We start from the raw sequence: 13,587 nt of genomic DNA on the forward strand, positions 1-13,587 counted from the left end.
GGAGCAGGCCATGTCGCAATACCGTACCTTTACCGCTCAGGACGCCGTGGAGTATGCCAGGCAGTTTGGCGGACTTGACGATCCTTCATCGCTGGTAGAGGCGCAGGAAATCGGCGACGGCAACCTCAATCTGGTGTTCAAAATCTTCGACAGCGCGGGCGTGAGCCGCATCATCGTTAAGCAGGCGCTGCCCTACGTGCGCTGCGTCGGGGAGTCCTGGCCGCTGACGCTGGACCGCGCCCGTCTTGAAGCGCAAACCCTGGTCGAGCACTACCAGCACAGCCCGCAGCACACCGTGAAAATCCACCACTTTGACCCGGAACTGGCGGTGATGGTGATGGAAGATCTTTCCAGCCATCGCATCTGGCGCGGCGAGCTGATTAACAACATTTACTACCCCCAGGCGGCGCGCCAGCTGGGCGAATACCTCGCGCACGCGCTGTTCCACACCAGCGATTTCTACCTGCATCCGCACGCGAAAAAAGCGCAGGTGGCGAAATTCATCAACCCGGAAATGTGCGAGATCACCGAAGATCTGTTCTTCAACGATCCGTACCAGATCCACGCGCGCAACAGCTACCCGGCCGAGCTGGAAAATGACGTCGCCGCCCTGCGCGACGACGCCCAGCTTAAAATCGCCGTGGCCTCCCTCAAGCATCGCTTCTTCTCGCACGCCGAAGCGCTGCTGCACGGGGACATTCACAGTGGCTCGATTTTTGTGGCCGACGGCAGCCTGAAAGCCATCGACGCCGAGTTCGGCTATTTCGGGCCGATTGGCTTTGACGTCGGCACCGCCATTGGCAACCTGCTGCTGAACTTCTGCGGCCTGCCGGGTCATCTCGGCATTCGCGATGCCGCCGCCGCGCGCGAGCAGCGTCTGACTGATATTCAGGAGCTGTGGAACACCTTCACGGAACGCTTCCAGGCGCTGGCACACGAGAAAACGCGCGACGCGGCGCTCAGCGCACCGGGCTATGCCTCCGCGTTTCTGAAAAAGGTCTGGCATGACGCCATTGGCTTCTGCGGCACCGAGCTGATTCGCCGCAGCGTCGGGCTTTCCCACGTGGCGGATATCGACACCATCCAGGATGACGCCATGCGCCACGAATGCCTGCGCCACGCCATTACGCTCGGCAAGGCGCTGATTGTCATTGCCGACCGCATCGACAGCGCGGAAGAGCTGGTGGCACGAGTGCGGCAGTACAGCTGAGTGCATTTGGTTTTCTCCCTCTCCCTGTGGGAGAGGGCCGGGGTGAGGGCATCAAACCGCACTCACCCCAAATACTCAATCACCGACAGCCCGCCGTTATAGTCTGTGCTGTAAATAATTCCCTGCGCATCCACAAACACGTCGCACGACTGGATCACCTGCGGACGATTCGGCCGCGTATCCATCATTCTCTCCGGCGCGGCAGGCACCAGCGCCCCCGTTTCCACCGGCCGATACGGATTGGAGATGTCATACGCGCGCACGCCCGCATTCTGATAGGTGGCAAAAATCAGCGTGGAGCTGACAAAGCTCCCCGGCCGGTTCTCGTGCAGGTTGTGCGGGCCGAAATGCGCCCCTTTCGCCACGTAGTCGATTTCATCCGGCTGCGGGAAGGTAGAGATGCTGACCGGGTTCGACGGCTCGCGGATATCAAACAGCCAGATCAGCTTCTCGCCATCCTGCTGGTTATCCAGCACCGCTTCGTCCAGCACCACCAGCAGGGAGCGATCCGGCAGCGGCAGCGCGGTGTGCGTCCCGCCGCCAAACGGCGGGCTCCAGTTGCGGTGGCTAATGAGCTTCGGCTGACTGCGGTCCTTCACGTCCAGCAGCGTCAGGCCGCCGTCGCGCCAGCTGCCGTAGGCAGTATCGCCCGCGATAATCGCGTGGTGCAGAGCGTAGCGTTTGCCCTCTGGCCAGTTGGGCTGTTCGCCTGCGGCCTGGTTCATCCCCGGCAGCCACCAGCGCCCCGCCACTTCGGGCTTACGCGGGTCCGCCAGATCGATAGTCAGGAAAATGTAATCGGTAAAGCCGTCGATCAGCGCCGACACGTACGCCCAGCGCCCGCCAACGTACCAGATGCGGTGAATGCCGATGCCGCTCAGCGACAAAAAGCCGATTTCGCGCGGCCTGTCCGGCGTGGAGATATCAAAGACGCGAAGCCCGGCACTCCAGCCTTTATCCTGCACGTCGCTGACGGTCTCCCCCACCTGGCGGGTGTAGTAGACCTTCTCATCGGCAAAACGCGCATCGGCAAACAGATCCCGGGCGTTGATCACCAGCAGCAGGTCGTCATGCGCCTGCAGGTGCACGTTCCAGGTGCCGGGCGGCGCGGGCACGTAGCCTGCCGCTTTCGGGTTCTTTGGGTCGCGCACGTCGACAATCGAAAAGCCCTGCGACACCATATGGCCGATATACGCGAAACCGCGATGCACCATCAGCTGCACACCGTCCGGACGACCGCCCTGGTCGCTATGGCCAATCAGCCGCATATTGCGGCTGTATTCTGGCGTGGGGAGCATGCTCATTTATTTTTCGCTTCCAGCGTCGCAAACCACGGCGCGATAAAATCTTCCGTCTGGCCCCAGCCCGGAATGATTTTCCCCAGAGACGCCACGTTCACCGGGCCCGGCTGGGCGGTCAGCAGCGCCTGAGGAATGGCCGCCGCCTTGAAATCGTAGGTGGCGGGCGTCGCTTCTCCGGCAATCTTATTGGCGATCAGGCGCACGTTGGTCGCGCCAATCAGCTTCGGATCTACCGCCACGCTCACCTTCCACGGGCTACCCGGCTCGCGCATCAGCTGGAGATCCTGGTTGGAGATGTCGATGCTGTAGAGCTTGATCTCGGTGCGCCCATTCTCTTTCAGCGCCTTATACGCGCCCTGACTGAAGGCATCCCAGGTCCCCCAGATGGCGTCGATTTTGCCTTTCGGGTATTTCGCGAGGATCGCACCCACCTTATTGGCGGTATCGCCCTGCACGTCAGAGGAGACCGCGCCGATAGACTCCAGCTCTTTGATGTCCGGGTACTGTTTTTGCAGCTCTTTATACGCCGCCTGACGACGCTCCATCGGCGGGAAGCCCGCTACCCACAGCTTGACGATATTGGCCTTGCCGTTGAAATCTTTCGCCAGCTGGCCGAAGGAGAGATTAGTCAGAGAGGCATCGTCCTGTTGGGTAACGGTCACGCCCGGGATCTCGCCGTTGACGGCGGTATCAAACACGGCAACCTTAATCCCGGCGTCCACCGCCTTCTTCACCAGCGCGGTGGAGTACGGATCGCGGCCCTGAGACAGGATAATCCCGTCGTATTTCTGGCTGATGGCCTGGTTCACGAAGTCCTGGAATTTGGCGTCGTCCCCGTTGCTTAAAAAGGTGCTGACCTTAAAGCCAAGCTTCTTCCCTTCCTGAATGGCCCCGGCAATAAACTGCGTGGTGTTGTCGTCCGAGCCCAGGTTGCGGATCACCGCGATGCGAATGGGGCCGTCATGGTTGGCAATGGCCGCCGGGAGCGGTGCGGGCGTGGCCGCGAAGCCAGGCAGAGCGGTGAATAACCCTAATGCCACCAAAGAGAGTGCAATCTTTTTCATTTTTTATCCCGTTGTGTTGTCAGCGTTTTTGTATGTAGGTAATCGCCAGCGCTACCGCGAGCACCAGCCCTTTTATAATGTCCATCGCGTAATACGGCACCGAGAGCATCACCAGCCCGTTGGAGAGCACGCCGAGGATCACCGCCCCGACCAGCGTGCCCAGCGCGTTCGGCTTGCCGGACCCGGCCAGCGAGAAGCCAATCCACGCCGCCGCCACCGCATCCATCAGGTATCCGCCGCCCGCATTCACCTGCGACGATCCGATGCGCGAGGCCAGCAGGATCCCACCCAGCCCCGCCAGCAGCGAGGCGATCACGTAGGCCGCCACCTTGTAGCGGGTGGTGCGAATCCCCGAGAGGCGCGCCGCTTCCGGGTTACCGCCAATGGCGTACATCCGACGACCGTGAGTGGTGAGCGACAGCCCCAGCTGCGCCAGAATCGTCACCACCAGCATGACGATCACGATAGTCGGCACCTGCCCCAGCAGGCTGAACGCCGCCGGAATGGTCCCTTCCGCCATGTCGCCGCTCGGCAGCACCATGTTTTCGGTAATCGACCCGCCGTAGCTGTAGGTCATCGCCACGCCCTGAATGACAAACAGGCTGGCCAGCGTCGCGAGCATGTCCGGAATACGCAGGATGACGATCAGAAAAGCGTTAAACAGCCCCACCAGCGTGCAGAGCGCGAGGGTGATCAGAATCGACTCCGTGGTGCCGAAGCCGTGCCAGACGAAAAGGGAAATCACCAGCGCGTTTGCCAGCGACGCGGTGGATCCTACGGAGAGATCGAACCCGCCAATGGTCAATGAAATCGACACGCCAACGGCAATCACCGTCACGATGGCGATCGAGCGCAGAATGTTAATGATGTTGTTCGGGTCGAGGAAGCTGTCCGACGCCAGGCCAAAGACGGCCACCAGCGCGACGACGGTTAACAGCATGCCCCACTTGTAGAGAAAATCGAAAATCTGCTGACGGCCAAACGCCGTCGCGTTCACTGAAAGGGCCTTGCTCACGACGCCGTTCCTCCGGTTGAGTAATAAAGTAGTGTCTCTTCACGGGCCTCGGCCCCGGCGATTTCCGCCACGATGCGCCCGTCCCACAGGACGCAGATGCGGTCGCACAGCCCGACCAGTTCGGCAAATTCGCCCGAGGCGTAAATCACCCCTTTGCCCTCGCGCGCCAGGCCGTCAATCAGCTGGAACAGATCGGTTTTGGCCTTTACGTCCACGCCTTTGGTCGGCTCGTCAAAGATCAGCACGCTGGCGTCGTTGCGCAGCCATTTGCCGATGGCGATCTTCTGCTGGTTGCCGCCAGATAAGCGGCGCAGCACCTGCCCCGGCCCGCGCGCCCGAACGCCAACGCGGGCAATCACCTCTTCCGCCCAGCGCCACGCCTGACGATGGCCAAACAGGCTCCAGCGCGAGAAGCTGTTATCGGCGCACACGGCAAGGTTCATACTCACCGGCTCGTCGATAAAAATGCCCTCTTTCCGCCGCTCCTCCGGGACCAGCGCCAGCCCGCGCAGCACGGAATCCGCCGGGTCGCGCGGCTGCCAGGATTGATGATTCAACTCTCCGTTTGCCACGCGGCTTTTGCTGGCGCCAAACAGCGCCTTACAGAGTTCGGTTTTGCCCGCGCCCGCCAGCCCGGCAATGCCGAGAATTTCGCCCTTGCGCAAGTGCAGAGAGATATCTTTCAGCAGCGCGTCATCGTGAAGACCCTCCACCCGCAGCAGCGTCTCATCGCCGTGCGGCGGTCGCGCGGGCGGATAGATATCGCTGAGCACGTGGCCGAGCATCTTCTCGACGATCGCTTCGCCGCTCAGATCCGCCATCGGGCCGGACTCGACCAGCCTGCCGTCGCGCAGCACCGTCAGGGTGTCGCAGATGGCCTTCAACTCGTGAATGCGGTGGGAGATAAATACCACGCCGATGCCCTGCTGCTTTAAACGTCTCACCACCGCAAACAGGCGCTCGCTCTCATGCGTGTCCAGCGGCGCGGTGGGTTCGTCAAGAATCAAAAAACGACAGTGGTGGGACAAGGCGCGCGCCAGCAAAATCTGCTGCTTTTCGGCCAGCGAACAGCTGTCGATGGAGCGGCGAACGTCCAGCGTAACGTCGAGCTGCGCCAGCGCCAGCCTCGCCTGCTGGCGGATGTCGCGCCAGCGGTAGCGGTGCCCCGGCTGCGCCAGCTGGTCGAGCATGATGTTTTCAGCAATGCTTAACCCCGGGATCAGCGCCACGTCCACCTCCTGCTGCACGAGGTGGATGCCCAGCCGTTTGGCGTCCAGCGGCTCACGAATGCTTACCGGCTGGTTGTTGATGCTGATTTCGCCTTCATAGTGGTCGTGCGTCCCGCACAGCACCGCCATCAGCGTCGATTTCCCCGCGCCGTTAGCACCGGTCAGCGCATGCACCGACCCACCGTTCAGGGTAAAGTCCACGCGCGACAGCGCCTGAAAGCCGGAAAAGGCCAGGCTGATACCGCGCATTTCAAGGCGACTGGAAACCATCCGCGTAAATCCTTCATAACTCTTCTGATTTATCGAATTTTTCACAGCTCCGGTTGACTGACAACGACGGAAAAGGCATAAGATAAAGCGAAATATTATTAGCCATCCGGATGTCCAGACATAACATCGGGTTAGCGCTTGCTAAAAAAGGACAACACCATGAGCAACACCGACATCCGCGTCGTGCCTGGCCCGGCGAACTACTTCTCTCACCCCGGAAGCCTTGCGCATCTGAATGAGTTCTTTACCCCGGAACAGCTTTCCCGTGCGGTGTGGATTTACGGCGAGCGAGCAATAGAGGGCGCGCGCCCGTACCTGCCGGAGAGCTTTAACGCGCCGGGGGCAAAGCATCTGTTGTTTAAAGGCCACTGCAGCGAGCGTGACGTCACCCATCTGGTGAACGAATCCGGCAGCGATGCCAGCGTGGTGATTGGCGTGGGCGGCGGCGCGGTGATGGATACCGTCAAGGCCGTGGCGCGCCGCTTAGGGGTGCCGTTCGTGGGCATCCCCACTATCGCCGCCACCTGCGCGGCGTGGACCCCGCTCTCCGTCTGGTACAACGATGCCGGGCAGGCGCTGCAGTTTGAGATCTTCGACGACGCCAACTTCCTGGTGCTGGTGGAGCCGCAGATTATCCTTAACGCCCCTGCGGAATACCTGCTGGCGGGGATCGGCGATACGCTGGCGAAATGGTACGAAGCGGTGATGTTGGCACCTGAGCCGGAGAACCTGCCACTGACCGTGCGGCTTGGCCTTAACGGCGCGCTGGCGATCCGCGACGTGCTGCTGGCACGCAGCGAAGAGGCGCTGGCCGACCAGCAGCGCGGCGAACAGACGCAGGCGTTCCGGGACGTGGTGGATGCGATTATCGCCGGTGGCGGGATGGTCGGCGGTCTGGGCGAACGCTACACCCGCGTGGCGGCGGCGCATGCGGTGCACAACGGCTTAACCGTGCTGCCGCAGACGGAAAAATACCTGCACGGCACCAAGGTGGCCTACGGCATTCTGGTGCAAAGCGCCCTGCTCGGTCAGGACGACGTGCTGGCGCAGCTGGTGGCGGCGTACCGGCGCTTTAACCTGCCGACCACGTTGCGCGCGCTTGACGTCGATATCCACAACCGCGACGAGCTGAATAAAGTGATTGTCCACACCCTGCGTCCGGTAGAGTCGATTCATCTTCTGCCGGTTACGTTAACGCCTGAGATCCTGCGCGCCGCGTTTGAGAAGGTGGAATCCTTCAGCCGTTAATCGCGCCGACGGACTATACCTAATGATGATTCTCTCCACTCTCGTAACGAGGTCATCATGCAGATCGATTTAACAGGTAAAAAGGCGCTGGTTACCGGCGCCAGTCGTGGGCTGGGTCGGGCGATTGCGCTGTCGCTGGCACGCGCCGGTGCCGATGTGGTTATTACGTATGAAAAATCCGCCGATAAAGCCCAGGCGGTCGCCGATGAAATTAAGGCGCTTGGGCGGCACGGCGAAGCGATTCAGGCCGACAGCGCCAGCGCGCAGGCGATTCAGGATGCCGTCACCCATGCAGCGCGTTCCCTTGGCGGGCTGGATATTCTGGTCAACAACGCGGGTATCGCGCGCGGCGGCCCGCTGGAGTCCATGACCCTGGCGGACATCGACGCCCTTATCAACGTCAATATTCGCGGCGTGGTGATCGCCATTCAGGAAGCGCTGGTGCACATGTCCGACGGCGGGCGCATCATCAACATCGGCAGCTGTCTGGCAAACCGCGTGGCGATGCCGGGCATTGCCGTTTACTCGATGACCAAGTCTGCCCTTAACTCCCTCACCCGCGGCCTGGCGCGCGATCTGGGCCCGCGCGGCATTACCGTAAACCTGGTGCATCCCGGCCCCACCAACAGCGATATGAACCCGGAAGACGGCGAACAGGCGGAAGCCCAGCGCCAGATGATTGCGGTCGGCCACTACGGCCAGCCGGAAGATATCGCGGCGGCGGTCACCTTCCTCGCCAGCCCGGCGGCCGGGCAGATCTCCGGCACAGGGCTGGATGTCGACGGCGGGTTGAACGCCTGATCGCAAATTTCCTGAAAGCCTCTGTCGCCCGGCAGAGGCCTTGTCGAGCCGCCTCGATGTTTCGCTTTTTACCGCTTACTTCCGTTTTATGTCCGCTCTACAGTACCCCATAAGAAATTCGGAATTTATCTAATAGTCTTATTATTTCCTTATATTTTGTGTGGGCGTACAGTGGAGGTACGGATGAAGATTGTCTGGTCCAATGGTGCAAAAAAGGCATTTTCCAGAATTGACGAGCGGTATCAGCGTCGCATTGAGGTAAAGCTTACTGAGCTGGATGACCGCTCGGCTCCCCGGCCCGATATCAAAAAAATATCGGCGACCGAAGATCATTTCCGGCTTCGCGTAGGCGATTACCGCATCGTCTATACGCTTCGGGACAATCCTGATAACCATTGTTATGTTTTGGCCGTCAAGCGCAGAACTTCAACGACTTACCTGCATGAGGAGAGTGCCACCTATGGCTGTTCAGCTAATCAAGGACGATAACGGGAAAACGCAGTACGCCGTTATTCCCTATCACGAATATTTTCGTATGCTCTTACAGATGTCAGAAATTGACGACGAAACCGACGACGATCTGGAGGATATTGAAGTCGAACACGATAGTCTGGATGACGTGGAATTGCCCGGAGAAGTATGCAGCATAATGACCTGGCAAAACGTCAGCCTACAGGCCGCCTGGCGCATTTTACGCGGCATGTCCCAGCAGGAGGTGGCGGAGAAACTGGGCATCAGCCAGTCCGCCGTGTCGCAGCTGGAAGCGCTGGACTCCCGTCCGCAAAAGCGCACCCGTGAAAAGCTCGCGGCGATCTACGGCTGTAAGCAGGAGCAGATCAGCCTCTATCTCCCGAAAGAGGGTTAACAGCACTTCGCCCCGCCCTTGCCACCGTAGCGGGCGTCCTGGCGGTCGCGGAAAAATTCTTCGTAGGTCATGGGCGTCTGGTCTGGATGATTGACGCGCATATGCTCGACGTAGTTGTCGTAGTCCGGCACGCCAATCATCATTTTGGCGGCCTGTCCCAGGTACTTACCGGCTTTGGAAAGGGTGTCGAACATAGTCAGTTTCTCGTTTGTATTCCCCTCACCCTGACCCTCTCCCCAAAGGGGAGAGGGAACTTTAACACCCTCTCCCCTTTGGGGAGAGGGCTGGGGTGAGGGGGTTTGGTAATGTTAATGCGCCCCTTTCGCCTGGGTGACAATCTCGTCCAGGTTCTCAGGCATTGGCTCATACGGCGTCTCTTTCGCCGTCGGTTTGTCGACTTTCAACGCCGCCAGCGCGGTTTTCAGAGAATACAACGCCAGCACCACAACCACCACCATAAAGAAGATGGTCAGCCCGGCGTCCAGACGGTTGTTAAACACCAGCTGCGACAGCTGAGATTCGGTGTACTGCGCCGGGATCTTGCCGCTGTCGATCATCGACTGGAACTTGTTAGCGATGGCCAGGAAGCCCACCTTGTTGTCCGGGCTGAAGGCTTTCTGCCAGCCCGCGGTCAGGGTACAGATCAGCAGCCACGCGGTCGGCACCAGTGCCACCCATGCGTAACGCTGGCGCTTCATCTTGAACAGCACCACCGCGCAGAGCATCAGCGCCATGCCCGCCAGCATCTGGTTGGCGATACCAAACAGCGGCCACAGGGTGTTAATCCCGCCCAGCGGATCGACTACGCCCTGATGCAGGAAGTAGCCCCACGCCAGCACGCACAGCGCCGTCGCCAGCAGGTTAGCCGGGAGTGAATCGGTACGTTTCAGATTCGGGGAGATCACCCCCAGCAGATCCTGCAGCATAAAACGTGCCGCGCGGGTTCCCGCATCTACCGCCGTCAGAATAAACAGCGCCTCAAACAGGATGGCGAAGTGATACCAGAACGAGACGTCCATCAGCCCGCCCAGCGCGCCGTGCAGGATGTAGGCCATGCCCACCGCCAGCGTCGGTGCCCCGCCCGCACGGGAGATAATCGACTGCTCGCCAACCTCGTTAGCGATATGCGTCAACGTTTCAGGGGTAATCGCAAAGCCCCAGCCGCTCACCACCTGCGCGGCGGATGCCACCACATCAACAGTTCCGGCAGGCGCCAGCACCGCCATCGGGCTGTTCATCGCAAAGTAGACGCCCGGATCGATGATGCAGGCAGAGACCAGCGCCATGATGGCAACGAAGGATTCCATCAGCATGCCGCCGTAGCCGATCAGGCAGGCCTGATTTTCATTCGCCAGCATCTTCGGCGTGGTGCCAGAAGCTATCAGCGCGTGGAAGCCCGACACCGCGCCACAGGCGATGGTGATAAACAGGAACGGGAACAGGTTGCCGGTCCAGACCGGGCCGGTGCCGTCAATGAATTTGGTCAGCGCAGGCATGGTCAGGGTCGGGCGCATTATCAGGATGCCGATTGCCAGCCCGACAATGGTGCCGATTTTCAGGAAGGTAGAGAGGTAGTCGCGCGGGGCCAGCAGCAGCCACACCGGCAGCACCGCCGCCACGAAGCCGTAGCCCACCAGCATCCATGTCAGTTGAACGCCGGTAAAGTCGAAGAACGGCGCCCAGGTCGGGCTTTCCGCCACCCAGCCGCCGGAAATAATGGCAAAAACCAGGAACACCAGGCCAATCACCGACACTTCACCGATGCGCCCCGGACGGAGGTAGCGAATATAAATCCCCATAAACAGCGCCAGCGGAATGGTGAAGGCGACGGTATAGGTTCCCCACGGGCTGTGGGTCAGCGCTTTCACCACGATCATAGCCAACACCGCGAGGATGATCACCATGATCATAAAGGTCGCCACCAGCGCAATCACCCCGGCGGTTGCGCCCATCTCCTCTTTCACCAGCTCACCCAGCGAACGACCGTCGCGACGGGTGGAGACGAACAGCACCATAAAGTCCTGCACCGCGCCCGCCAGCACCACCCCCGCGAGGATCCAGATCATCCCCGGCAGATAGCCCATCTGCGCCGCCAACACCGGCCCCACCAGCGGGCCCGCCCCGGCAATCGCCGCGAAGTGGTGACCGAACAGCACTTTTTTGTCGGTCGGCACGTAGTCCAGACCGTCATTGTGACGCACGGCAGGCGTCATGCGCGTGGCATCAACCCCTAACACGTTTTTCGCGATATAGCGGCCATAAAAACGGTACGCGATCAGATAAATGCAGACGGAGGCGACCACGATCCAGAGCGCATTGATCTGTTCCCCCCGGTTGAGGGCGATATAGCCCAGGGCAAAGGCTCCCACAACGGAGAGCCCTGCCCATGTAAGGTATTTCCCTGAGTTGTTCATAGTTGTTGTCCGTTGTTGCGAAACAGTGAGATGTTACATTTTGTTTCTAGAACAACCGGAAAAATTTAACAACTTTGAAACGCAATAATGCGTGGTCAAACCAGAGATTTACACCACAGTGTTAAGCCGATCACTTTCAGCTGAATGGCTTAGCCCAACACCATCGTACTCAACCGACAGGTACAGCACCGCCGCCCCTGCTCGTCGAATACCACGATCTCCCAGCTCTGGCTGGAACGCCCCAGATGCAGCGGCTGGCACACGCCGCGCACCTTACCGTGAGAGACCGCGCGGTGGTGCGTGGCGTTCAGCTCCGTCCCCACCACGTTCTGCCCGTCACGGGTCATCAGAAACCCGGCCATCGAGCCCAGCGTTTCCGCCAGCGCCGCCGAGGCACCGCCGTGCAGCAGGCCAAACGGCTGGTGGGTGCGTGCATCCACCGGCATCTCCGCTTCCAGCGTATCGTCCCCGAGACGGGTATAGACGATGCCCAGTTGCGCCACCAAGGTGTTCACGCTGGTGGCATTCAATTCTTCAGGCGATAAATGACGTTTCCAGATCATTACGCCCCCAGCGTGGAGCCGCCGTCCACCACGATATCCTGTAGGGTGATATGGCTGGCGGCATCGGACGCAAGGAACAGCACGGTCGCAGCAATCTCCTGCGGACGCGCAATCTTGCCGAGCGGAATGCCGAGCTTGAACTGCTCGCCAAAGCCGCGAATGCGCTGCTGCTCCGCGTCGTCGCTGGTCCACAGGGTGCGCTGCATGTCGGTGTCCGTTGAGCCGGGCGACACCAGGTTACAGCGCACGCCGCTGTCCGCCAGCTCCAGCCCGACGGTCAGCGCCAGGCTTTTCAGCGCCGCTTTCGACGCGCCGTAGGCGCTCATGCCGATGCGTGGCGTGTGCGCCGCGTCGGAGGCCACCGTCACAATCGCCCCACCCTGCTGACGACGGAACTGGCCCATCGTCTGCTGGAACAGGTTGAACGCGCCGCCGACGTTGACCGCAAAGGTCTGCTGCCAGTCCTCCTGCGAGAGCCGATCCGTCGCGCCCATACGCAGAATGCCCGCCGCGTTGACCAGAACGTCCAGGCGCTCAAGTGTATTAAGCAAACGCCCGCAGACGTCACTCACCTGCGCCGCATCCGCCACATCCAGCGTTTCGGTGGCAAACGGATATTCGCCGTGAGGAAAAGCCAGATCGAACCCGGTCACCTGCGCGCCCGCTTCTACAAATGCCAGCGCGGTCGCATAGCCAATGCCCTTCCCCGCGCCCGTGACCCAGACGGTTTTACCGGTGAAATCAAAACCCATCACTTCACCTCGCGGGAGAGCAGCGCCCACCAGGCGTCGAAGGTCGGATTTTTTGCCAGCATCACGAAATCAATGTCGCCGTGCACTTTGCGCCAGCGGGCGGCCAGCGCCATCATCCGCACCGAGTCCAGACCGTAGTCGATCAGGTTTTCGTCATCCATCGGCTCGTCGGACTCGTCCAGCAGCGGCAGGATCAGCTCACGCAGCGCGGCTTTCGTTGCCGGAACGGACGGCAGCAGCTCGTCGGTCATCACCACGCGGCCCGAACGTCCTGCCACGTATTTCAGCGACATCAGGTGCTCGTCGCGGGTGAAATCCGCCAGCGCGTCGGCGATAAAGAACGGTTTGATGTCGCGCATAAAGGCGTCGGTGGCGGTAGTCATGCAGCCGATGTGGGCGTACACGCCGGTGATCAAAAGCTGGTTGCGGCCAGTCTCTTTCAGCATCTGCTCCAGCGGCGAGCGGTGGAACGCGCTGTAGCGCCACTTCACCAGCACCGTGTCCGCTTCGTCCGGGGTCAGTTCAGCGACGATGCGCTGCTGCTCCGGCGAGCGGGTCAGGCCTGGCCCCCACATATCGTTCAGCAGGGCGCGGTCTTCATCGCTCTGCTCTTTCGGCTGCGCGGTGTAGTACACCGGAATATTGTGCTCTTTGCAGTACGCGCGCAGTTTAGCGATGTTCGCCACTACCTGCTGCATCATCGCGCTGTTTTCGCCCCAGAAGTTCAGGAAGTACTCCTGCATATCGTGGATCAGCAGCGCGGCGCGCGCCGGCTCAAACGCCCAGTTCACTTTACTGGTCGGCAGTTCGGCGGCGGTTGGCAGCGCGTATGCGATTAATTTTGGAATGGACATT

General features: G+C 60.7%; 14 protein-coding genes. 5 read left to right on the plus strand and 9 right to left on the minus strand.

All coding sequences use genetic code 11. The annotated features are described in order from the left end of the window. Positions 1–10: 10 nt before the first annotated feature. Positions 11–1,210 (plus strand): S-methyl-5-thioribose kinase, encoded by a 1,200-nt coding sequence (gene mtnK / locus ACWKXT_RS06615; protein ID WP_454531997.1) that lies wholly within the window; start codon positions 11–13, stop codon positions 1,208–1,210. A gap of 62 nt (positions 1,211–1,272) precedes the next feature. Here mtnK and ACWKXT_RS06620 read toward each other — a convergent pair whose 3' ends face one another. From ACWKXT_RS06620 to ACWKXT_RS06635, 4 genes are read right to left on the minus strand one after another with little or no spacing between them, the layout of a single operon-like run. Then, complete coding sequence (locus ACWKXT_RS06620; RefSeq protein WP_454529666.1) at positions 1,273–2,514, minus strand: LVIVD repeat-containing protein; 1,242 nt, start codon at positions 2,512–2,514, stop codon at positions 1,273–1,275. Next, positions 2,511–3,575: a sugar ABC transporter substrate-binding protein gene (locus ACWKXT_RS06625; protein ID WP_454531998.1), complete on the minus strand. Its 1,065-nt coding sequence runs from the start codon at positions 3,573–3,575 to the stop codon at positions 2,511–2,513. The genes ACWKXT_RS06620 and ACWKXT_RS06625 overlap by 4 nt, the downstream gene beginning before the upstream one ends. Before the next feature lie 19 nt (positions 3,576–3,594). Further along, entirely contained in the window at positions 3,595–4,590 is a 996-nt protein-coding gene (locus ACWKXT_RS06630) for an ABC transporter permease (RefSeq protein ID WP_454531999.1), read from the minus strand. Then, positions 4,587–6,089, minus strand: a complete 1,503-nt coding sequence (locus tag ACWKXT_RS06635; RefSeq protein ID WP_454532000.1) for a sugar ABC transporter ATP-binding protein — start codon at positions 6,087–6,089, stop codon at positions 4,587–4,589. The genes ACWKXT_RS06630 and ACWKXT_RS06635 overlap by 4 nt, the downstream gene beginning before the upstream one ends. Before the next feature lie 159 nt (positions 6,090–6,248). On the opposite strand from ACWKXT_RS06635, the gene ACWKXT_RS06640 reads away from it, so the two are divergent. The 4 genes from ACWKXT_RS06640 (at position 6,249) to ACWKXT_RS06655 (ending at position 9,003) form a co-directional block, all read left to right on the plus strand. Continuing rightward, positions 6,249–7,337, plus strand: a complete 1,089-nt coding sequence (locus tag ACWKXT_RS06640) for an oxidoreductase (RefSeq protein ID WP_454532001.1) — start codon at positions 6,249–6,251, stop codon at positions 7,335–7,337. Positions 7,338–7,394: 57 nt separating this feature from the next. Continuing rightward, the gene (locus ACWKXT_RS06645) at positions 7,395–8,138 is read left to right on the plus strand and encodes an SDR family NAD(P)-dependent oxidoreductase (protein WP_008500999.1); all 744 of its coding nucleotides are present in this window, start codon (positions 7,395–7,397) and stop codon (positions 8,136–8,138) included. A 183-nt stretch (positions 8,139–8,321) separates the two neighbouring features. Further along, positions 8,322–8,627, plus strand: a complete 306-nt coding sequence (locus tag ACWKXT_RS06650; protein WP_045142683.1) for a type II toxin-antitoxin system RelE family toxin — start codon at positions 8,322–8,324, stop codon at positions 8,625–8,627. Beyond that, positions 8,599–9,003, plus strand: a complete 405-nt coding sequence (locus ACWKXT_RS06655) for a helix-turn-helix domain-containing protein (RefSeq protein WP_032670385.1) — start codon at positions 8,599–8,601, stop codon at positions 9,001–9,003. The genes ACWKXT_RS06650 and ACWKXT_RS06655 overlap by 29 nt, the downstream gene beginning before the upstream one ends. Here the strand turns inward: ACWKXT_RS06655 and ACWKXT_RS06660 are convergent. From ACWKXT_RS06660 to ACWKXT_RS06680, 5 genes are all read right to left on the minus strand, one after another. Next, a complete protein-coding gene (locus ACWKXT_RS06660) occupies positions 9,000–9,197 on the minus strand; it encodes a YbdD/YjiX family protein (protein WP_006809671.1) in 198 nt (65 codons plus the stop codon). The two genes, ACWKXT_RS06655 and ACWKXT_RS06660, sit on opposite strands and share 4 nt — an antisense overlap. Positions 9,198–9,311: 114 nt before the next feature. Next, positions 9,312–11,417: a pyruvate/proton symporter CstA gene (cstA, locus tag ACWKXT_RS06665; protein ID WP_454529659.1), complete on the minus strand. Its 2,106-nt coding sequence runs from the start codon at positions 11,415–11,417 to the stop codon at positions 9,312–9,314. A 149-nt stretch (positions 11,418–11,566) separates the two neighbouring features. After that, on the minus strand, positions 11,567–11,980 hold the full coding sequence (gene entH / locus ACWKXT_RS06670; RefSeq protein WP_454529658.1) for a proofreading thioesterase EntH: 414 nt from the start codon (positions 11,978–11,980) through the stop codon (positions 11,567–11,569). Next, positions 11,980–12,732, minus strand: a complete 753-nt coding sequence (gene entA, locus ACWKXT_RS06675) for a 2,3-dihydro-2,3-dihydroxybenzoate dehydrogenase EntA (RefSeq protein ID WP_454532002.1) — start codon at positions 12,730–12,732, stop codon at positions 11,980–11,982. Before entA ends, entH begins: the two co-directional genes overlap by 1 nt. Continuing rightward, entirely contained in the window at positions 12,732–13,586 is an 855-nt protein-coding gene (locus tag ACWKXT_RS06680; RefSeq protein ID WP_454532003.1) for an isochorismatase family protein, read from the minus strand. The genes entA and ACWKXT_RS06680 overlap by 1 nt, the downstream gene beginning before the upstream one ends. Position 13,587 lies beyond the last annotated feature (1 nt).

Source organism: Enterobacter sp. UPMP701, from assembly GCF_053709515.1.

Excerpts from the sequence above, each read along its gene's own strand:
- ACWKXT_RS06660 (WP_006809671.1), bottom strand. The coding sequence starts at position 9,197 with ATGTTCGACACCCTTTCCAAAGCCGGTAAGTACCTGGGACAGGCCGCC.
- ACWKXT_RS06625 (WP_454531998.1), bottom strand. The coding sequence starts at position 3,575 with ATGAAAAAGATTGCACTCTCTTTGGTGGCATTAGGGTTATTCACCGCT.
- cstA (WP_454529659.1), bottom strand. The coding sequence starts at position 11,417 with ATGAACAACTCAGGGAAATACCTTACATGGGCAGGGCTCTCCGTTGTG.
- ACWKXT_RS06640 (WP_454532001.1), top strand. The coding sequence starts at position 6,249 with ATGAGCAACACCGACATCCGCGTCGTGCCTGGCCCGGCGAACTACTTC.
- ACWKXT_RS06655 (WP_032670385.1), top strand. The coding sequence starts at position 8,599 with ATGGCTGTTCAGCTAATCAAGGACGATAACGGGAAAACGCAGTACGCC.
- entH (WP_454529658.1), bottom strand. The coding sequence starts at position 11,980 with ATGATCTGGAAACGTCATTTATCGCCTGAAGAATTGAATGCCACCAGC.
- ACWKXT_RS06650 (WP_045142683.1), top strand. The coding sequence starts at position 8,322 with ATGAAGATTGTCTGGTCCAATGGTGCAAAAAAGGCATTTTCCAGAATT.
- ACWKXT_RS06680 (WP_454532003.1), bottom strand. The coding sequence starts at position 13,586 with ATGTCCATTCCAAAATTAATCGCATACGCGCTGCCAACCGCCGCCGAA.
- ACWKXT_RS06635 (WP_454532000.1), bottom strand. The coding sequence starts at position 6,089 with ATGGTTTCCAGTCGCCTTGAAATGCGCGGTATCAGCCTGGCCTTTTCC.
- ACWKXT_RS06620 (WP_454529666.1), bottom strand. The coding sequence starts at position 2,514 with ATGAGCATGCTCCCCACGCCAGAATACAGCCGCAATATGCGGCTGATT.
- ACWKXT_RS06645 (WP_008500999.1), top strand. The coding sequence starts at position 7,395 with ATGCAGATCGATTTAACAGGTAAAAAGGCGCTGGTTACCGGCGCCAGT.
- entA (WP_454532002.1), bottom strand. The coding sequence starts at position 12,732 with ATGGGTTTTGATTTCACCGGTAAAACCGTCTGGGTCACGGGCGCGGGG.
- mtnK (WP_454531997.1), top strand. The coding sequence starts at position 11 with ATGTCGCAATACCGTACCTTTACCGCTCAGGACGCCGTGGAGTATGCC.